The sequence below is a fragment of the Phycicoccus avicenniae genome (assembly GCF_050496545.1).
Taxonomy (GTDB): Bacteria; Actinomycetota; Actinomycetes; order Actinomycetales; family Dermatophilaceae; genus Phycicoccus; species Phycicoccus avicenniae_A.
In genome coordinates this window covers 243,888-262,558 of sequence record NZ_JBNVZV010000003.1, presented here as the reverse complement: position 1 = coordinate 262,558, position 18,671 = coordinate 243,888, and the positions used below count along the sequence as shown (strand labels likewise).

The window sequence follows — 18,671 nt, the reverse complement described above, 5'->3', positions numbered from 1 at the left end:
CCCCCCCCCCCCCCCCCCCCCCCCCCCCCCCCCCCCCCCCCCCCCGGTCGGCGGGGTCGCCCACCGGGGGCTCGCGGGTCGCGGAGTCGCTCACTGCGAGGCGTCCGCCCCACCGTCCGCGCCGCCGTCGTGCTCGCCGGGGGTGCCGGACTCGCCGGCACCGCTGTCGGCCGGGCCCTCGGCGCCACCGTCGGCGCCGCCGTCCTGCTCGCCGGGCACGCCCGACTCACCGGCACCGCTGTCCGCGGGGCCCTCGGGGTCGATGCCGCCGCCCGCGCCGCCGTCGGCGCCGCCGTCGTGCTCGCCCGGGACGCCCTGCTCCTCGGCGCCGCTGTCGGCCGGTCCCTCGGTGGGGTTCTCGCTCATGTCGTGCCCCTCTCTCCGTCGGTGGTGCCCGATGGCACCGGTCCGCTCATCACAGCAGGTCAGCGCGCTGTTGTGGGGCTCGTGCGCAGGCTGACACCATGGGGTCATGCCACCGGACGTGGAGCTGGCCGAGGTCCGGGAGTTCCTGGGCCGCCACGAGCCCTTCGCGGGGCTCCCGGCCGACGTGCTCGCCGGTCTCCCGGTGCGGATGACCGTCGAGTACTTCCGGCGCGGGTCGGAGATGATCCCGCGCGGCGAGGACAACCACCACCTCTACGTGCTGCGCTCCGGCGCCGCCGACGTCCGGGACGCGCAGGGGACCCTCGTCGACCGCGGCGGGGAGGGCTCCTCCTTCGGCTCCATCACGCTCACGCAGGGCAACCCCTCCGCCTTCTCGGTCACCGCGATCGAGGACTCGCTCGCGCTGCTGCTGCCCGAGCAGGACTTCCACGCCCTGTGCCGGGAGCACCCGGACTTCGACGCGTTCTACGACGCCCAGCGACGCAGCCGGATGCGGGGGGCCGTCGCCGAGCTGCAGGTCCCGACCTCGGGCACGGCGGTCCTCACGACGACGGTGCGCGAGCTGGTGGGCCGCGACGTCGTCTCCGTGGTCGCGACCGCGAGCATCCGTGAGGCGGCCGAGGTGATGGCCGACCAGGGCGTCTCCTCGCTGCTCGTCATGGACGGTCAGCGGCTCGCGGGCATCCTCACCGACCGCGACCTGCGCACGCGCGTCGTCGCGGCGGGCGTCGACCCCGGGTCGCCGGTCACCGACGTGATGACGGAGGACCCGGTGACGGGGTCGGTCGAGTCGCCGGCCTTCGAGGCGCTCCTCGAGATGACGAGCCGGCACATCCACCACCTGCCGGTCCTCGACGCCGCCGGGCGCCCGGCGGGCGTCGTCACGACGACCGACCTGCTGCGCCTCGAGGAGGCCAACCCGGTCTACCTCGCGGGCGACGTCGCGAAGCAGCCGGACGTCGAGGGCGTGGCCCGGGCCGCCTCGCGACTGCCCAGGGTGGTGGGCGCGCTCGTCGAGCAGGACGCCTCGGCCGACGACATCGGCCGCGTCGTCACGGCCGTGGGGGACGCGGTCGAGCGGCGGCTCCTCGCCCTCGCCGAGGACGTGCTCGGTGCACCGCCGGTGCCGTACTGCTGGGTCGCGCTGGGCTCCCGCGCGCGGCTGGAGCAGGCGCTGGCCACCGACCAGGACACCGCGCTGGTCATCGACGACGCCGTCGACGAGGCCGGGCTGGCGTGGTTCGAGGACCTCGCGGACTGGGTCACCGCCGGCCTCGTCCGCTGCGGCTACCCCCGGTGCCCCGGCGACGTCATGGCCACCAACCCCCGGTGGCGGCGGCCGCTGTCGCAGTGGCGCCGCGAGCTGTCGGTCTGGTTCGCCGAGCCGACGCCCGACGCGGTGCTGCACTCCTCCATCGTCCTGGACATGCGCCCGGTGCACGGCGACCCCGCCCTCCACGCCCGGCTCCAGGAGCACGTCCTGTCGGTGGCGCCGGACGCTCGCGTCTTCCTCACCCACCTCGCCCGGCAGGCGGCCGGCCACGAACCGCCGCTCGGCTTCTTCCGCGGCTTCGTCCTCGAGAAGGCCGGCGACCACCGCGACACCCTCGACGTCAAGCGCGGCGGCATCCTGCCCGTCGTCGAGCTGGCCCGCGTGCACGCGCTGGCCACGGGGTCGCCCGCCGTCAACACCCGGGCCCGGCTGGGGGCCGCGCACGCCGCCGGGGTCCTCGGCGACGAGCTCGCCGACGACCTGCGCGACGCCTTCGAGTTCCTCGGCTACGTGCGGCTGCGTCACCAGTGGGAGCAGGTCCGGGCGGGCCGCCCGGCGGACAACTTCGTCTCCCCGGACGCGCTGTCGAGCTTCGAGAAGCGGCACCTGCGCGAGGCCTTCGCCATCGTCCGCTCGGCGCTGGGCTCGCTCGGGAGGGGGTACCAGACCCAGATCGTCTCGTGATGCCCTGGCGGCGCGGCGTGCCGGCGCGTCGGGAGCGGGCCCTGCGCCGCTGCGCCCCCGGCCCGCTGCACGACCTCCTCGACGGCCCCGTCCCGGCGCGCGACACCCCGCTCGACGAGCTGCCCCTGCTCGCCGTGGACATCGAGACGACCGGGCTGGACGCGCGCCACGACCGGGTGCTCTCGGTCGGGTGGGTGCCGGTGGACGGCGGTCGGGTCGTCCTCGCCGGCGCGGGCGGGGGCATCGTCTCCGACGCGGGCGAGGTGGGCCGCAGCGCGACCGTGCACGGCCTGACCGACGACGCCCTGGTCGGCGGCGCACCGCTGGAGACCGTCCTCGCCGCACTGCTCGGGGCCCTCGCGGGCCGGGTGCTGCTCGCGCACTTCGCGCGGATCGAGACCGGCTTCCTCGGTGCGGCGTGCGAGCGGTTCTGGGGCGCGGACCTGCCGGTCGAGGTGGTCGACACCTTCGAGCTGGAGCGGCGTGCGCTCGGCGGGGGGTGGGACGCCGCGTCCGACCCGGCCGCCCTGCGGCTGTGGGCGGCTCGCGCCCGGTACGGGCTGCCCGTCTACCGCGCGCACGAGGCGCTCACCGACGCGCTCGCCTGCGCCGAGCTCTACCTCGCGCAGCGTGCGGCGCTCGCCGCGGCCTCCCCGGAGACGACGACGACCCTCCGCCACGTGGTGGCGTGAGGGTCGGTCTGCGTGCCGCTGGGCCCCCGGTGGGTGCTCAGATGTGACGCGGGAGGTGGTGCGAGGTCTGCGAGAGGACGTAGAGCTCGTTGGCCTCGCGGACGAGGTCACGGTCGACGGTGCCGTTCCAGCCGCGGCCGGAGCTGCGGGTGGTGCGGAGCGAGGAGGCGAGGGCGCGGGCCTTCTGGACGGAGAGCGATGCGGCGTTCATGACTCCTATCTTCCGCCTCCCAATGCTTCAGCACAACGTCACTTCGCTTCAGAACCCCGCAGTGTGGCTTAACATTCAAGGATGCTCGACCCGCACCGCATCACCGTCTTCCGGTCCGTCGTCGCGAGTGGCTCCGTCCAGGCCGCCGCGGACAACCTCGGCCTCACCTCTTCTGCGGTCAGCCAGCACCTCTCGGCGCTCCAGCGCGAGACGGGGCTGACCCTCTTCCAGCGCGCCGGCCGGGGCATCGTCCCCACCGAGGCCGCCCTGGTCCTCGACGCCCAGAGCGACGAGCCGATGAGCCAGTGGGACCGCCTCGAGCAGGTGGTCTCCGACCTGCGCGACGGTCGCTCGGGCCGGCTCTCCATCGGGTACTTCGCCTCGGCCGGGTCGGCGTGGATGCCGGCCCTCGTGCGCCGGCTGTCCTCCGAGTACCCGGACCTCGTCCTCGAGCTGCGGCTCAACGAGGTCGAGCAGCGCGGCCCCCGCCCCGACCTCGACCTGGCCATCGACCCGCCGGACACCCCGCTGGCCGCGGGCCTGCGTCGCGTCGACCTCACCGAGGACCCGTTCGTCGCCGTGCTGCCGCGCGACCACCCGCTCGCCGGGGAGGCCGAGATCGCCCTCACCGACCTGCGCGGCGAGACCTGGGTGAGCAACGACTTCCCGGGCGCGGTGGGGCACCGCATCCTCGTCGCCGCCTGTGCCGCAGTGGGGTTGCGGCCGCGCTTCACCGTGCAGGCCCAGGACCACCACACGGCGATCGGGTTCGTCGCGGCCGGCGTCGGCGTCTCGGTGATGCCGGGCCTCGCCGCCCGGAGCCTGCCGGCGTCGGTCGTGCGCGTCGACATCTCGGCGCCCGCTCCGGTGCGCCACCTCTCGGCCGTGGTCCGGCAGCTCGGCGCCTCGACGGCGCCGACCGAGCGGGCCGTCCAGCTGCTGCAGGACCTCATCGCCCACCCGAGCGGGCGGGTGCCCCGCCGGCCGGTGCCGCGGCGTCAGGCGCGGTCGGCCCAGTAGAGCGCCCGCGCCGGGCAGAAGGTCACGGCCTGCTCGCCCTCGGCGCGGCCCGGGTGCGGGTCCTCGACCACGGGGTAGCCCCACTCGTCGAGGTGGACCCGTTCCGGCAGGAGGGTGGCGCACAGGCCGTGGCCGGTGCAGGCGACGCGGTCGACGCGCAGCTCAGGCGTGCTGGACACGGTGTCCCACCTCCGGTCGGGGGCAGCTCCCCGTCGCGTGCGCGGCGAGGTGCGGGGCGAGCACGGTCAGGGCCGAGGCCGCGAAGCGTGCGACGCCGTCGGGGAAGCGGCAGGCGCCGCGCCCGGGCAGCAGGCCCGCGTGCCGGCGCACCTCGTCGCGGGAGGCCGCGTCCGGGCGGGCGGCGAGGCGGTCCCAGGCGGCCGACAGCGCCGGCACGCCGAACATGCACGGGCCGCACTGGCCGGCGCTCTCGCCGGCCGCGTACGCCAGGCGCTCGCGGACGACGTCGAGCGGGCAGCGGGACGGGTCCAGGACCTCGAGCACGCCGGGCCCGACCGACCCGCCGTGGTGCGCCAGATCCGCAGTGCTCCAACGCAGCCCACGAGCGTCCGAAACGGTGAGGAGGATGCCTCCCAGCCCGCCGACGCCGACGTGGGCCGCGGCCGGCGCGGGCGAGGCGGCATCGAGGAGGTCGGCGAGCGGCACGCCCGCCGAGGTCTCGAGCACCCCGGGACGGAGGACGGCACCGGAGACGGTGACCAGCCGCGGACCGGGCTCGGCCGCGGTCCCGAAGGAGCGGAACCACCCCGGGCCGTGCGCCTCGACCTGGGCCACCCGCCAGAGGGTCTCGGCGTTGAGGACCACGGTGGCCGGGATGCGCCGACCGTCCGCGTGCTGCCCGCCGGTGACCACCGGGCGCCGCTTGGTGAGGGGGCGCGCGAGGCCGCCCTCGGCGAGCGAGACGAGCGCGGTCTCCTCGGAGGAGACGTAGCGGCCGGGGACCTCGAGGAGGTCGACGCCGGCGGCGGCGAGCAGGGCGGCGGTCCGCGAGCCACGGTGGGCGGCGAAGCGCACCGACCGCCGGCCCCTGCGGCCACCGACCACGAGCGCGGCGCCCCGGGCGAGCTCGTCGAGGTGGTGCTCGACCACCCAGGCGTCCTTGCCCGCCCCGAGCTCGCCGTCGCAGGCGTTGACGACGAGGTGGGCGCCGTGGTCGTGGGCGGCGCGGATCTTCACCGCGGTGCTGAAGGCGGCGCCGCCACGGCCGGTCAGGCCGGCGGCGTGCAGGTCGTCGACGAGGCTCATGTCCAGCTCCCCTCGAGGGCGGCGGCCCGCTGGTCGCGGTCGGGCTGGCGGGCGAGGAGCCGCCAGGCCACCGCGCCGGCGCCGACGGCGCCGCAGCCGATGGTGACGAACCGCAGCAGGGGCTGGTCGGAGGTGCCCATCGCCAGCCCGTGGACCAGCGCTGTCGGCCACAGGGCGTAGCCCGCCCAGTGCACGGCCCGCCAGGCCCGCTCCGGGATGCGGTGCCGCAGCCACGAGGTCGCGGCCACCGCGACGAGCAGGTCGACGGCCAGGGTGCCGAGCCCGACCCAGAGCCGCTCGTAGCCGCTCGTGAACGGGACGAGGGCGGACACGGCGTCGATGCTCACGTAGGTCTCGGCGACGGCTGTCGCGACGTGCGCGGTGACGAAGGCCAGCATCCCGAGGGAGAGCCAGCGGTGCACGGCCATCACGACCGTCGCGGACTCGCCGTGCGGGCGGCGCCGGCCGGCCGTGACGGCGCCGAGGACCACCACGGCGGTCAGCAGGGCCATGCTCGCGACGCCGGTGCCGCGCGAGAGGTACCAGAGCGCCTCGTTCACGGGGTCACCTCCTCGGGCCAACCGGGGGTCGTGACCACGTCGGTACCGGTGTCGAGCCGGGCGGCGAGCCCGTGCCCGGCGAGCCACGCGGGGGCGTCCGGGCCGAGGACGACGGCGGCGGTGGAGGCGGCGTTGGCCTCGAGCGCGTTCGCGCCGACCACGGTCACTTGGGCCCAGGTGGAGGGGGCGGTGGCTCCGGTGCGCGGGTCGACGACGTGGTGGCGGGTGCCCCCGCCGGCCACGGCCCAGGTGCGCCGGCGGGTCGAGCTGGTGGCGACGGCCTGTCCGGCCCGGAGGGCGAGGACCTGCACGACCGCGCCGCCCTCGTCCTCGACGCCGACCTGCCAGCCGTCGTCGGGGGCGGTGCCGAAGAGGGCGATGTCGCCACCGAGGTCGACGAGGAAGCCGCCCGGGAGGCGGGTCGCCAGGTGCCGCGCGATCTCGTCGGCCGCGTGCGCCTTGGCGGTCGAGCCGAGGTCGAGGAGGCAGCCGGCCGGGACCTCGATCCGGTCGGTCACCGGGTCGACGCTCACGGCGCGCCATCCGGGGACCGCCGCGACGGGCCGGGCCGGGGCGACCCGGGCGCGCACGACATCGAGGTCGGCGTCGTAGCCGCTGGCGGCCACGGCACGGCCCACGGTGGGGTCGACGAGCCCGTCGGTGATGCGGGCCGCGCGCAGGGCCGCCCGCAGCGAGCCGGCGAGGACGGGGGAGGCGAGGGCGCTCGCCGGGCCGGTGGCGGCCGCGTCCGCGAGCCGGCTGACCTCGGAGTCGGGGCGGAACCGGGAGGCGGCGAGGTCGAGGGCGGCGAGGTGGTCGCGGGTGAGGGCCTCGGCCTCGGCGAGCACGAGCGGGTCGGTCACGACGAGGCGCACGGTCGTCCCGAGGGCCGGGAACGAGGTCGCGGCGGGGGCGAGGAGGGTGTCGGCGGTGGTCACGGCGCGGTCCTCAGGACCCGTGGGTGGTCGACTGCGTCGAGGACCCGGAGCCGGAGGAGACCGTGCCCGACGAGGAGAAGCCGGAACCGCTCGAGGAGTCGGACGAGCCCGACGAGGACGAGCCCGTGTCGGACGTCGTCGAGGACGAGGAGTCGTCCGAGCCGCTCGTCGTGGAGGCGGTCGCCGTCGTCGTGCTCTGCGAGGTCGCGAGGTGGTAGCCCGTGACCCCGGTGGTGAGGGCGGCCGCCGTGACGGCCGCCGCCGTCCAGGCCTTGGCCCGCTGGAGGGCTCTCGGAGTGCTGCGCATCGTCGTCACCTTCGGTCGGTCGGGGGGCTGCTACCCCTCGACCTTCCGCCGGTGCCCTGTGCAGTTCCTGTGCCGGTGCGATGCCCCCTCTGTGGGGTCAGCGGCTGCCCGCGGCCACCGGGTCCTCGGTGTCCTGCGGGGTGCGCGTGCCGCGCTCGGCCGCCGCCTGCTCCTCCAAGTGCTCGGCGAGCCGCAGACCCTCGACGTCGAGGTCGGGGAGCAGCCGGTCGAGCCAGCGCGACAGGTACCACGCCCGGTCGCCGAGCAGGTGCATCAGCGCCGGTGTGAGGGTCATCCGCACGAGGAAGGCGTCGATGAGGACGCCGACGGCGAGCCCGAACCCGATCGGCCGGACCATCACGAGGTGGCTGAACGCGAAGCCGAGGAACACCGACGTCATGATGATCGCCGCGGCCGTGACGACCTTGGCGCCGTGGACGAAGCCGGAGCGCACGGCCGTGCGCGAGTCCTCGCCGTGGGCGCGGGCCTCGTGCATGCCGGAGACGAGGAACATCTGGTAGTCCATCGCCAGCCCGAACAGCACGCCGATGAGGATGATCGGCATGAAGCTGAGCAGCGGGCCCGGCTGGGTCACGCCGAACAGTCCTCCGAGCCAACCCCACTGGTGCACGGCCGTCGTGGCCCCGAAGGCAGCCACGACCGTCAGCAGGAACCCACCGGTGGCCACGAGCGGCACGACGACCGAGCGGAACACCACGGTGAGGATGAGCAGGGACAGGCCGACGACGACGACGAGGTAGGTCGGCAGCGCGCCCGAGAGCCGCTCGGAGATCTCGATGTTGGCGACCGTCTGGCCGGTGAGCCCCACCTGGACGCCGTCGTGGCGCTCGAGCAGGCCGGCGGTCCGGCGGATGCCGTCGATGGTCGCCGGGGTGGCCTCGTCGGCGGGCCCGGTGCGGGGGACGACCTGGAAGGCCAGGGTCTCCTTGTCGTCGCTGACGCCGAACGGCACGACGCTCACGACGCCGTCGACCTCACGCAGCGCGGTGGCGATGCGGGCCTGCGCGTCGACCACCTGCGCATCGGTGCGGGTGCCGTCGGTGGCGGGCAGCTCGGCGACGGCGACGACCGGGCCGTTCATCCCGGGGCCGAACTCGTCGGCGACGGTGGTGTACGCGGTGTAGGCGCTGGAGCCCGTGGGCTCGCTGCCGCCGTCGGGCAGGCCGAGGCGCATGTCGAGGGCCGGGATCGCGAGGACGCCGACGATGCCGACCACCCCGAGCACGGTGAGCCACGGGTGCCGCGTCACGGCACCGACGTAGCGGGAACCGTGCTCCTCCGGCCGGTCGTCCGGGTGGTCACCGCGGCTGGTGGGGTCGCCGGGCGTCGCGAAACCGGCTCTGCGCCAGCCTCGCCGCGACACCACACGGGTGCCCATGAGGCGCATCACGGCCGGGGCGACGGTGACCGCGACGAGGACGGCGACGGCGACGGTGACCGCCGCCACGACGCCCATCTCCGCGAGGATCGGGATGCCCGAGAGCACGAGCGCGGCGAGGGCGATGACCACGGTGGCGCCGGCGAACGTGACGGCCGAGCCGGCGGTGGCCACGGCCCGCGCGATCGACTCGCGCTGCGGCATCCCGTGCAGGATGTTCGCGCGGTGTCGGTTGACGATGAAGAGGGCGTAGTCGATGCCGACGGCGAGGCCGAGCATCAGGGCGAGTGCCGGTGTGGTGCTGTTGAGCTCGATGAACGCGGTCGCCGCCATCGCCCCGCCGAGGCCGACCCCGACGCCGAGCAGCGCGACGAGGAGCGGCAGGCCGGCGGCGATGAGGCTGCCGAGCACGAGCACGAGGACGAGGAGCGCGACGGCGAGGCCGAGGATCTCGCCCGGGCCGATGAAGGCCAGCTCCTGGGTGATCTCTACGCTGTAGCTCGGCGTGATGCCGGCCGCCTCCAGCACCGGGTCGCCGCGCTCGGGGATGAGCGCGCGGTCCTCCGGCGGCACCGACTGGGCGTTGTCGTCGAACTGGACCTGCACGACGGCGGTGCGGCCGTCCTCGCTGACCAGGCGGGTGCCCGCGGAGGCGGCGGCGACGGCGGCACCGTCGGTGTACTGCTCCTCGCCGGCCTTCAGCTGCTCCTCGGAGGTCGCCAGCTGCTCCTTGCCGCGCTCGACCTGCGTGCGACCGTCGGCCACCTGCGCCGCGAGGGCGGGGATGCCGGGGTCGTCCGGGTTCTGCTGTCGCAGCTGGGCCAGGAGGGCCTCGCCGCCGGCCAGCTGCCCCTCGCCCGTGGCGAGCTCCTTCTTCCCCGCCTCCAGCTGCGTGCGGCCGTCGGCGAGCTTCTGCTTCGCGGCGGCGAGGTCGGTGGCGGAGGTCTCGATCTGCTGCTGCGCGGCGAAGGGGTCGACGACGCGCTCGACGTGGGGGACGCCCTTCCACCGGTCCATGGCGTCGGCGATGGCCGCCTTCTGCGCGTCGGTGAAGGCACCGGAGTCGCTGGTGAGGACGACACGTCCGAAACCACCTGCGGCCGAGGGGATCTCGGTGCCGAGCTGCTGCACGACGCGCTCGAACTCGGTGCCGGGGATGGACACCTGGTTGGTGAGCGGTCGGCCGACGGTACCGGCGAGGGTGCCCGCGACGGCGAGGACGACGAGCCAGAGGGCGACGACGGGCCAGGCGTGGGCGGCGCACCAGCGGCCGAGGCGGTACAGGGCGGTGGACATGCGGTGACCTTCCGGGGTGGGTCAGGCGGTGGGGGTGCCGGCGAGGAGCCCGGAGCGCAGGTGCCCCAGGGACTCGGCGAGGACGACGTGGAACGCGGGCGGCTGCTCGCCGGCGACGACCGAGCGGGACCAGACCCGGATGGCGGCCTCCCCGCACCCGAGGATCGCGCCGGCGAGGGTGGCGACGTGCAGGTCGGTGGGACCGGGGCCGACGCGCTCGCGGAGCCAGGCCTCGAACCAGTCGAGCCAGGTGTGGAACTCGGCGAGGATCAGCCCCTTGGCGTGCGCCGAGGTCTCGCCGGCCGCGGCGAGCACGCCGATCCGCTCGACGAGCGAGAGGTCGCCGGGCCGGTCGACGACCGCGAGGACGCTGGTCAGCACGTCCTCGTCGGTGGGCCGCTCGGTGAGCCGGGCGCTCAGGGCCTCGAAGAAGTCGGCGACGCTCGCGGTGAGGACGGACTCGACCGAGGGGAAGTAGTTGAAGAACGTGCGCCGCGAGACGCCGGCCCGCTCGGCGACGGCATCGGCGGTGACGGCGTCGACGCCGGCGTCCCGCACGATCGCGTACGCGGCGCCGGCGAGGGCGCGGCGGGTCTGCTCGCGCTTGCGGTCGCGCAGCGTCGGGATCACGCAGGACGGGGTACGGCTCACGGGACGAGCGTAGGCGCCCGTTGCACCACCGTGCAAATCTGCACCTTGATGCATGTGGAAGGTCGAAGCCGAAGGGACGTCGGGGCGCGGCCGCGACGGGGACCGCTGCGCGGAGGATCATCGGGGTGGTGACCCGGACGATCCTCCACCGGGTGGCCTGATGTCGGCGCGACCCGCAGCCGGGCCGGCGCTCGGTCCGTCTCGGATGCGAGGCGCGGGCGGACCCGTCCGCGGCGCGGCCGACGGGCCCCCGTGGGACGCTGGGCGCATGACCGACCGCGCTGCCGCCGAGTCCCGCGCCGACGCCCTCCTGCAGCGGATCCGGGAGTCGGTCATCGGCGAGGACCACGTGATGCAGACCCCCTACGGGCCGCGTCGCGTCACCTACGCCGACTACACCGCGAGCGGTCGCGCGCTCTCCTTCATCGAGGACTTCCTCCGCGACGAGGTGCTGCCGGCGTACGCCAACACGCACACCGAGTCCAGCGGCACCGGCCTGCAGACCACCCGCCTGCGCGAGGACGCCCGGCGGATCATCCACGACGCCGTGCACGGCGACGACGACACCGTCGTCGTGTTCGCGGGGTCGGGCTGCACCGGTGCGATCGACAAGCTCGTCGGCGTGCTCGGCCTGCGCGTGCCGAGCGCCCTCGAGGACCGCTGGCAGCTCTCGCGGCACGTACCCGCCGACCAGCGGCCGGTCGTCTTCATCGGCCCGTACGAGCACCACAGCAACGAGATCCCCTGGCGCGAGACCATCGCCGACGTCGTGACCATCCGCGAGGACGCCGACGGGCAGATCGACCAGGACGACCTGCGCACCCGCCTCGAGGAGCTCGCCGACCGGCCGCTGCTCATCGGCTCGTTCAGCGCGGCGAGCAACGTCACCGGCATCGTCAGCGACACCCACGGCATCTCCGCGCTCCTGCACCGGTACGGCGCGCTGGCCTTCTGGGACTTCGCCGCCGCCGGGCCCTACGTCGACATCGAGATGACCGCCCCCGCCGGCGGGGACCCGTTGTCCTACAAGGACGCTCTCTTCCTGTCGCCGCACAAGTTCATCGGCGGCCCGTCGACCCCCGGCCTGCTCGTGGCCCGCCGCGAGCTGTTCGCCAACCGCGTGCCGGTCACCCCGGGCGGCGGGACCGTCGCGTACGTCAACCCCGAGGACCACGCGTACCTCCCGGACCCCGCGCACCGCGAGGAGGGCGGCACGCCGGCCATCATCGAGTCGGTGCGCGCCGGACTCGTTTTCCAGCTCAAGGAGGCCGTGGGGGTCGAGACCATCCGGGCCCGCGAGGAGCGCTTCCTCGAGCGCGCGGTCACCGCCTGGCGCGACGAGCCCGGCATCGAGATCCTCGGCAACCTCGATGCGCCCCGGCTCTCCATCGTCTCGTTCGTGGTGCGCTCACCGTCCGGCAGCCACCTGCACCACAACTACGTCGTCGCGCTGCTGAACGACCTCTTCGGCATCCAGTCCCGCGGCGGGTGCTCGTGCGCCGGCCCGTATGGGCACCGGCTGCTCGGCATCGACCTCGAGCGCAGCCACGAGTTCGAGCGCGAGATCACCGGCGGGTGCGAGGGCATCAAGCCCGGCTGGGTCCGGGTGAACTTCAACTACTTCCTGTCCGACGTCGTCGCGGACTACGTGGTCGAGGCGGTCCGGATGGTCGCCCGGGACGGCTGGCGGCTGCTCGGCGACTACACGTTCTGCCCGGAGACGGGGATGTGGCGCCACCGCCGGGGCGTGATCGAGCCGCCGCTGCGGCTCGGTGACGTGCGGTACGGCGACGACGGGTCGATCTCGATGCCGTTCTCGGACACCCGCGGTGGTGAGGAGATGCTCGCCGAGCACCTGCGGGAGGCGGCCGAGCTGCTCGCCGCCGCGACCCCGCCGGACCTCGGGGCGCCGGACCGGCACGTCTCGGCCGACTTCGAGCACCTGCGCTGGTTCGACCTCCCGGACGGCGTGGTCGTCAGCTCCTGAGCGGGCCGGCGGCCGTGACGGCCGCGACGTCCAGCGGCCCGTAGAGGTGGGGGAAGAGCTCGTCGGACTCCGGGTGCGGGGCTTCCCAGCGCACCGGGGCGCTGAGGCGGGAGGGGTCGACCGTGAGGAGCACGAGCTCGCCGTCGTGGTCGTCGTAGAAGCGCTCGAGCACCCCGGGCCACTGCTCGGCGGTCGACAGGTGGACGAAGCCGACGTCGGCGAGCGACAGTCCGCGGGTGGAGCGTTCGTAACGGCCCACCGCGCGCGCGGCTTCCCACTCGGTGGCGTCGGCGACGTGGAAGAGGAGGTCGGTCACGGCGACCACGGTGCCACGGCCCGCGCGCACCGGCGACCCGGGACCGGTCCGCGGGCCGTGGTCCTTCTCACGAGGTCGCGCTGCGCCCCCACTCCCGCAGCAGGTGCCACGGGAGGTCGTGGTCGCCGGTGACCGACGAGCGCAGGGCCGGTCCGGTCGTGGTGGAGGTGAGGGCCAGCCGAGCGCCCGGCCCCTCGACCTCCAGCACCAGGGGGCCGGTGTCCGCGGCGCCGCGCAGCGCGCGCACCAACCGGTCGGCGGTGGCGTCGTCCCAGTCCTCGAGGTCGACCCGCAGGGTCCGCCGGTAGCCACCGGTCACCTCGACCCCGCGCACGTCCCGGAGGGCGTCGAGCGCCGGGGCGAGGACGAGCAGGTCGGCCGGAGTGCTGTTGAGCACGGCGCCGTCCCGGCGCAGCTGCCACTGGGTGGTGGGCGCGAGGGCGGCCACCCGGGCCAGCAGGGCGACCGCCGGTTCGGAGGCCGCACCGGGTGCGAGCTCGACGCGCACGAGGCTGCCGTCGGCGCTCACGCGGGCGACGCCGGTGGGGGCCGCGGTCGCGACGGCCGTCGCCGAGACGACGTCGTCGGGGGTCGCGGTGTCGGCGAGGGCGCCCAGCGACAGAGTGAGCAGGGGCGAGGAGACCGACCCCCGGGCATCCGCGAACGCGGCCCGCAGGGCGCGGGCGGTCGGCAGGACCGCCTCGGTGCGAGCCACGGCGACCTCGACGCCGGTGACCCGTCCCGCGCCGCCGCGCAGGACAAGGTGGGTCGGCTCGGTCCCGCTCAGGGCGCGGTCGAGGGTGTCGAGGGAGCCGGTGCCGCCCGCGACGGGCAGCGCGAGGAGGTCGGGCGCGTCACGCTCGAGCGAGGTGGCGGCCTCGACGCACCCGGCCCGCGCCTCGTCGTCGGTCGCCAGAGCCTTCCGGGAGGCGGCGAGCACGGCGCGCAGGCGCTCGAGGGGGGCCACCACCCGGATGCAGGCCGCATCCGCCTCCGCCGAGGTCGACGGCCCGAGGTCCGCCGGCACCCGGACCGCCTCGACCCCCTCGACGGCCGTCGGACCGGAGCGCAGCAGGGACCAGGCACGGGCGGCGAGGGCCGCGCGGTCGCCGCCCGCGCCGAGGGGGAGCAGGTCGGGGCCGACCGCGAGGGTGATGTCCGGCCGGTCGCCGAGGTCGGTCCCGTCGGCGAGGTCGGCGAACCCGCCGAGCAGCCGGGCGACGTCGGCCGGGTCCGTGCCGGGCACCGCCACGAGCCGGCAGGTCAGGGCGTTCTGCGGCGGGTCGTCGACGAGCCGGGCCTCGCACTCGCGCACGGTGGCGATGCCCGGCTGCGTCCCCGCCCACTCGCGCACGCGGTCGGCGCCCTCCTGCGACGCGCACCCGGCGGCGACGGCGAGCAGCAGCGCGGCCGGCATCCCGACCGCGACCCGAGACCACCCCGCCGCCCCCACGGGGCCAGCCTAGGGTGGCGCCCATGGCCACCGCTCCCGGTCGCGTGCGACCCGCCACCCCCGCCGACGTCCCCGCGATCGTGTCGATGATCCGCGACCTCGCCGAGTACGAGAAGGCTCTCCACGAGGTCGAGGCCACCGAGGAGCACGTCGGGGCGGCGCTCTTCCCCGAGGGCGGCGCGCCCACCACGTTCGCGCACGTCGCCGAGGTCGACAGCACGGTCGTCGGTGCGGCGGTGTGGTTCCTGTCGTTCTCGACCTGGACCGGCACCAACGGCGTCTGGCTCGAGGACCTGTACGTCGACCCCGCCCACCGCGGCTCCGGTCTGGGTCAGGAGCTCCTGCGTGCCCTCGCCACGCTGTGCGTCGAGCGCGGGTACCACCGGCTCGAGTGGTGGGTCCTCGACTGGAACTCAGCCAGCATCGGCTTCTACGAGTCGATCGGGGCCCGGGCCCAGGACGAGTGGACCCGCTTCCGGCTCGACGGCGACGCGCTCGCCGCCCTCGCGGGCGGCTGACCCGGGGTCACCCCGCGGCGGGAGCGCCGACCGTTGGGGCGTAGGGGGTCAGCAGCTGGTCGACCGGTGCGTGGTCGTCGGTGAGGACCGGTGAGTCGCCGACCCACGCGTCGAGGGCGGCACCGTCGATGACCGCCCAGTCGAGGTCCCGGGCCGCGATGGCCGCGCGCCAGGCTGCGACGTCGAGCGGTGCGTCCGAGGCGAGCACGACGAGGTTGCCGCCGCCCTCGCCGCGGGTGGCACCGGGTGTGGCGGCGAGGGCGAGGTGCTCGAAGACCGTTCCGAGGGTGCGCACCTCGGCCCGCGCGAAGGCCAGCGGCTGGTGGTCGATGAGGTTGGCGGCGTAGAGGCCGTCGTCGCGCAGGGTCCGCCGCACGTCGGTCATGGCCTCTCGGGTGGTGAGGTGCCACGGCACGCTGACCCCGCCGAAGGCGTCGCCGACGACGAGGTCCAGGGAGCCGGAGCCGACCGCGCGCAGCCCCACCCGGGCGTCCTCGACCCGCACCCGGAGGTCCGGGCCGGTGCGCAGGCCGAGCCGCTCCTCGTCGACGGCGACGACGCCGGGGTCGATCTCCGAGACGGTGCTGACGGTGCCGGGGCGCTCGGCCGCGAGGAAGCGCGGGAGGGTGAGGCCACCGCCCCCGAGGTGGTGGGCCCGCACCGCGCCGGCCGGCAGCTGCGACTCGGTCGCGGCCGCGAGGGCCTTGACGTAGGCGAACTCGAGGGCCGTGGGGTCGGCGAGGTCGACCGCGGAGTGCCGCAGGTTGTCGAGCACGAGCACCCGCTCGGAGGGGCGCGCGGCATCCGTCGTGACGACCGCGCAGTGGTAGGTGGTCTCGACGTCGCAGCCGCTCGGGGCGAGCGCCGCCCCGAGCCCACCGACCACCGTGACGACGGCCGCCGTGGTGGCCAGGGCCCGCCGCGACCCGACCTCGACGACCACACCGCCGAGGACGAGGAGCACACCGAGCCCGACCATGATCCACGTGACCGGGACCCGCGAGATGAGGACGAACCCCGTGAGCACGGTGCCGAGGATGGCGCCCGCGGTGCCGAGCCCGGACAGCCGACCGACCACCGACCCGGTCTCCTCGAGCGTGGAGAGCCGCAGCGCGGTGACGACGGGGTGCACGGCCGACAGGAGCGCGCCCGGGACGATGATCGAGGCGCCGGCGACGAGGATCAGCAGCGAGCCGTCCGCGATGCCGCCCGCCCCCCGCACGAGGAACGGCGTCGCCGCGACGACCGCCCCCGACACCACCAGCAGCAGCCCGAGCAGCGCCCGGCCGTCCCGTTCGTCGGCCCAGCGCCCGCCGAGCCAGGCGCCCCCGGCGATGGCCGCGAGCGCGAGCCCGATGACGAGCGTGCTCGTCTCGAGGGTCAGCCCGAGGTAGGGCGCGAGCAGGCGCAGCGACACGATTTCGACGACGAGCACCGCTGCGGAGGAACCGAACACGAGCGCCACCGCCGTGCGGGCACCGATGCGCGGCTCGCGCCGGTCGGCCTTCCTCACGACGCGGGAACGTTCTCGTCGAGCTCGGCGAGCCAGGCCGTGGCGGCGGCGTCGGAGGGCATCCGCCAGTCACCGCGGGGCGAGAGCGAGCCACCCGCGACGACCTTGGGGCCGTTGGGGATCGCGGAGCGCTTGAACTGGTTCTGGAAGAACCGCTTGAGGAAGACCGCCATCCAGGAGCGGATGGTCGCGAGGTCGTAGGCGACGTGCTCGGCCTCCGGGTAGCCGGCCGGCCAGTCGCCGCGCGAGGCGTCGGCCCAGGCGTGCTCGGCGAGGAAGGCGATCTTGCTCGGGCGGAACCCCCACCGCAGCACGTGGAACAGCGTGAAGTCGTGGAGGGCGTACGGGCCGATGGTGTCCTGCGTCGACTGCAGCTTCTCGCCCTCCTTGACCGGCACGAGCTCGGGGCTGATCTCGGTGTCGAGGATGCCGAGGAGCGTGCGGTCGGCCGCGGGGTCGCCCAGCTCGCCCGCCGAGACGACCCATCGGATGAGGTGCTGGATGAGCGTCTTCGGCACACCGGCGTTCACGCCGTAGTGCGACATCTGGTCTCCCACACCGTAGGTGCACCAGCCGAGCGCGAGCTCGCTGAGGTCGCCGGTGCCGAGCACGATGCCGCCGCGCTGGTTCGCCGCCCGAAAGAGCAGGTCGGTGCGCAGGCCGGCCTGGACGTTCTCGAAGGTCACGTCGTACACCTCCTCACCGTCGCCGGCGGGGTGGCCGAGGTCCTTGAGCATCTGGGTGGCCAGCGGCCGGATGTCGACCTCCTCCCACTCGATGCCGAGGGCCTCCATGAGCTGCACGGCGTGCGTCTTCGTGCCTTCGCTCGTCGCGAAGCCGGGCATCGTGATGCCGAGGACGTGGGTGCGGGGCAGGCCGAGGCGGTCGCAGGCCTTGACCGCGACGATGAGCGCGTGGGTGGAGTCCAGGCCCCCGGAGACGCCGATGACGATGCGCGGCATCCGGTCCGGCACACCGCCGCCGATGGCGCGCATCCGCTGCTCGAGCCCGGAGACCTGGATGTTGTACGCCTCGTAGCAGTCCTGCGCGAGGCGGGCCTCGTCGTCGGGGACGAAGGGGAACCGGTCGAGGGGGCGGCGCAGCCCGAGGTCGCCGGCCGGCGGGCGCACCCGGAACGGGACCACCCGGAAGCCGGCGTCGTCGGCGGAGTACGCCTCGGCGTTGTCGTCGAAGGAGCCGACGCGCATCCGCTCCTGGCGCAGCCGGTCGAGGTCGACGTCGACGACGGTGCGGCGCGGGCCGTCGGGGAAGCGCTCGGACTCGCCGAGCAGCGCCCCGAGCTCGTAGGCGATCGTCATCCCGTCCCAGGACAGGTCGGTGCTCGACTCACCCTGGCTCGCGGCGGCGTACAGGTAGGCGGCGTCGCAGCGGGCGCTCGCCGAGCGGGCGAGGAGGTGGCGGTCCTCGGCCCGGCCGACGGTGATGGGGGACGCGGAGAGGTTGAGCAGCACCGTGGCTCCCGCGAGCGCGGCCTCGTGGCTCGGCGGTACCGGTACCCAGACGTCCTCGCAGACCTCCATGTGCACGACCAGGCCCGGGACGTCCTCGGCGGCGAGCAGCAGGTCCGGGCCGAAGGCGATCTCGCCGTCGACGTCGGCGCCGGGCCAGTGCGGCCGGACGAGGAACTGCCGCTGCTGGCCGGCACCGGAGGCGAACCAGCGCTTCTCGTAGAACTCGCGGTAGGTCGGCAGGTAGGACTTCGGGGCGACGGCGAGCACCTCGCCCCTGTGGATCGCGACCGCGCAGTTGTACAGCCGGTTGCCGTGCCGCAGGGGGGCTCCGACGACGACGAGCGGCGTGAGGCCGGCCGTCGCCTCGGCCACCGCGACGACGGCCGCGTCGACGGCGTCGAGGAGGACGTCCTGGAGGAGGAGGTCGTCGATCGCGTACCCGGAGAGCGAGAGCTCGGGGAAGAGCGCCACGGCCACGCCGTCGTCGTGGCAGGCGCGGACCTGCTCGACGATGCGCCGCGCGTTCTCCGCGGGGTCGGCGAGCGCGACGGGCAGGGTGCACGCCGCGACCCGGGCGAACCCCTGGGCGTAGACGTTCCGGAAGTCCATGCCCCCGAGGCTAGTCGGCCTGCCCGCCGCCCCGACTCATCGCGCCGTCACTGGGATGACGCGGATGTTTGCTCGTGCCAGGGATGCATCCACGTCATCGATGATCTTCCGCGTCGTCT

18 protein-coding genes are annotated in these 18,671 nt (G+C 75.1%); 6 read left to right on the top strand and 12 right to left on the bottom strand.

The genetic code is table 11. The annotated features are described in order from the left end of the window. Positions 1-90: 90 nt before the first annotated feature. A complete protein-coding gene (locus ACQZ2A_RS04335) occupies positions 91-366 on the bottom strand; it encodes a BatC protein (RefSeq protein WP_430207521.1) in 276 nt (91 codons plus the stop codon). A 106-nt stretch (positions 367-472) separates the two neighbouring features. On the opposite strand from ACQZ2A_RS04335, the gene ACQZ2A_RS04330 reads away from it, so the two are divergent. Next, complete coding sequence (locus tag ACQZ2A_RS04330; protein ID WP_430207518.1) at positions 473-2,344, top strand: DUF294 nucleotidyltransferase-like domain-containing protein; 1,872 nt, start codon at positions 473-475, stop codon at positions 2,342-2,344. Further along, positions 2,344-3,036, top strand: coding sequence for an exonuclease domain-containing protein (locus ACQZ2A_RS04325; RefSeq protein ID WP_430207515.1), 693 nt, complete (start codon positions 2,344-2,346; stop codon positions 3,034-3,036). The genes ACQZ2A_RS04330 and ACQZ2A_RS04325 overlap by 1 nt, the downstream gene beginning before the upstream one ends. Before the next feature lie 37 nt (positions 3,037-3,073). On the opposite strand, the gene ACQZ2A_RS04320 is transcribed toward ACQZ2A_RS04325, so the two are convergent. Then, entirely contained in the window at positions 3,074-3,247 is a 174-nt protein-coding gene (locus ACQZ2A_RS04320) for a hypothetical protein (RefSeq protein WP_430207512.1), read from the bottom strand. Between the two features lie 81 nt (positions 3,248-3,328). Here ACQZ2A_RS04320 and ACQZ2A_RS04315 point away from each other — a divergent pair, with 81 nt between their 5' ends. Then, positions 3,329-4,267, top strand: coding sequence for a LysR family transcriptional regulator (locus ACQZ2A_RS04315; protein WP_430207509.1), 939 nt, complete (start codon positions 3,329-3,331; stop codon positions 4,265-4,267). Here the strand turns inward: ACQZ2A_RS04315 and ACQZ2A_RS04310 are convergent. The 4 genes from ACQZ2A_RS04310 to ACQZ2A_RS04295 are packed head-to-tail and all read right to left on the bottom strand — an operon-like array spanning position 4,246 to position 7,031. After that, positions 4,246-4,446 (bottom strand): ferredoxin, encoded by a 201-nt coding sequence (locus ACQZ2A_RS04310; RefSeq protein WP_430207507.1) that lies wholly within the window; start codon positions 4,444-4,446, stop codon positions 4,246-4,248. The genes ACQZ2A_RS04315 and ACQZ2A_RS04310 overlap by 22 nt on opposite strands. Further along, a complete protein-coding gene (locus ACQZ2A_RS04305) occupies positions 4,430-5,533 on the bottom strand; it encodes an NADH-ubiquinone oxidoreductase-F iron-sulfur binding region domain-containing protein (RefSeq protein ID WP_430207504.1) in 1,104 nt (367 codons plus the stop codon). The genes ACQZ2A_RS04310 and ACQZ2A_RS04305 overlap by 17 nt, the downstream gene beginning before the upstream one ends. Next, complete coding sequence (locus ACQZ2A_RS04300; RefSeq protein WP_430207501.1) at positions 5,530-6,093, bottom strand: ferric reductase-like transmembrane domain-containing protein; 564 nt, start codon at positions 6,091-6,093, stop codon at positions 5,530-5,532. Before ACQZ2A_RS04300 ends, ACQZ2A_RS04305 begins: the two co-directional genes overlap by 4 nt. After that, on the bottom strand, positions 6,090-7,031 hold the full coding sequence (locus ACQZ2A_RS04295; RefSeq protein WP_430207498.1) for an FAD:protein FMN transferase: 942 nt from the start codon (positions 7,029-7,031) through the stop codon (positions 6,090-6,092). The genes ACQZ2A_RS04300 and ACQZ2A_RS04295 overlap by 4 nt, the downstream gene beginning before the upstream one ends. Before the next feature lie 23 nt (positions 7,032-7,054). Between ACQZ2A_RS04295 and ACQZ2A_RS04290 the strand changes: the two genes are divergently transcribed. Further along, positions 7,055-7,249 (top strand): hypothetical protein, encoded by a 195-nt coding sequence (locus ACQZ2A_RS04290; RefSeq protein WP_430207495.1) that lies wholly within the window; start codon positions 7,055-7,057, stop codon positions 7,247-7,249. Between the two features lie 186 nt (positions 7,250-7,435). Here the strand turns inward: ACQZ2A_RS04290 and ACQZ2A_RS04285 are convergent, their stop codons facing one another. Continuing rightward, positions 7,436-10,033, bottom strand: a complete 2,598-nt coding sequence (locus ACQZ2A_RS04285) for an MMPL family transporter (RefSeq protein WP_430207492.1) — start codon at positions 10,031-10,033, stop codon at positions 7,436-7,438. Positions 10,034-10,054: 21 nt separating this feature from the next. Then, the gene (locus ACQZ2A_RS04280) at positions 10,055-10,684 is read right to left on the bottom strand and encodes a TetR/AcrR family transcriptional regulator (RefSeq protein WP_430207490.1); all 630 of its coding nucleotides are present in this window, start codon (positions 10,682-10,684) and stop codon (positions 10,055-10,057) included. Positions 10,685-10,952: 268 nt separating this feature from the next. Here ACQZ2A_RS04280 and ACQZ2A_RS04275 point away from each other — a divergent pair, with 268 nt between their 5' ends. After that, on the top strand, positions 10,953-12,671 hold the full coding sequence (locus tag ACQZ2A_RS04275) for an aminotransferase class V-fold PLP-dependent enzyme (RefSeq protein ID WP_430207488.1): 1,719 nt from the start codon (positions 10,953-10,955) through the stop codon (positions 12,669-12,671). On the opposite strand, the gene ACQZ2A_RS04270 is transcribed toward ACQZ2A_RS04275, so the two are convergent. Both ACQZ2A_RS04270 and ACQZ2A_RS04265 read right to left on the bottom strand, forming a co-directional pair. Beyond that, on the bottom strand, positions 12,661-12,987 hold the full coding sequence (locus tag ACQZ2A_RS04270) for a DUF952 domain-containing protein (protein WP_430207485.1): 327 nt from the start codon (positions 12,985-12,987) through the stop codon (positions 12,661-12,663). The genes ACQZ2A_RS04275 and ACQZ2A_RS04270 overlap by 11 nt on opposite strands. A 67-nt stretch (positions 12,988-13,054) precedes the next feature. Then, complete coding sequence (locus tag ACQZ2A_RS04265) at positions 13,055-14,440, bottom strand: hypothetical protein (protein WP_430207484.1); 1,386 nt, start codon at positions 14,438-14,440, stop codon at positions 13,055-13,057. Between the two features lie 23 nt (positions 14,441-14,463). Between ACQZ2A_RS04265 and ACQZ2A_RS04260 the strand changes: the two genes are divergently transcribed. Beyond that, positions 14,464-14,958: an N-acetyltransferase family protein gene (locus tag ACQZ2A_RS04260; protein WP_430207481.1), complete on the top strand. Its 495-nt coding sequence runs from the start codon at positions 14,464-14,466 to the stop codon at positions 14,956-14,958. A gap of 7 nt (positions 14,959-14,965) precedes the next feature. Here ACQZ2A_RS04260 and ACQZ2A_RS04255 read toward each other — a convergent pair whose 3' ends face one another. Both ACQZ2A_RS04255 and ACQZ2A_RS04250 read right to left on the bottom strand, forming a co-directional pair. Further along, positions 14,966-16,471 (bottom strand): fused MFS/spermidine synthase, encoded by a 1,506-nt coding sequence (locus ACQZ2A_RS04255; RefSeq protein WP_430207478.1) that lies wholly within the window; start codon positions 16,469-16,471, stop codon positions 14,966-14,968. Beyond that, positions 16,468-18,552, bottom strand: coding sequence for an NAD(+) synthase (locus tag ACQZ2A_RS04250; RefSeq protein ID WP_430207476.1), 2,085 nt, complete (start codon positions 18,550-18,552; stop codon positions 16,468-16,470). The genes ACQZ2A_RS04255 and ACQZ2A_RS04250 overlap by 4 nt, the downstream gene beginning before the upstream one ends. Positions 18,553-18,671: the final 119 nt, after the last annotated feature.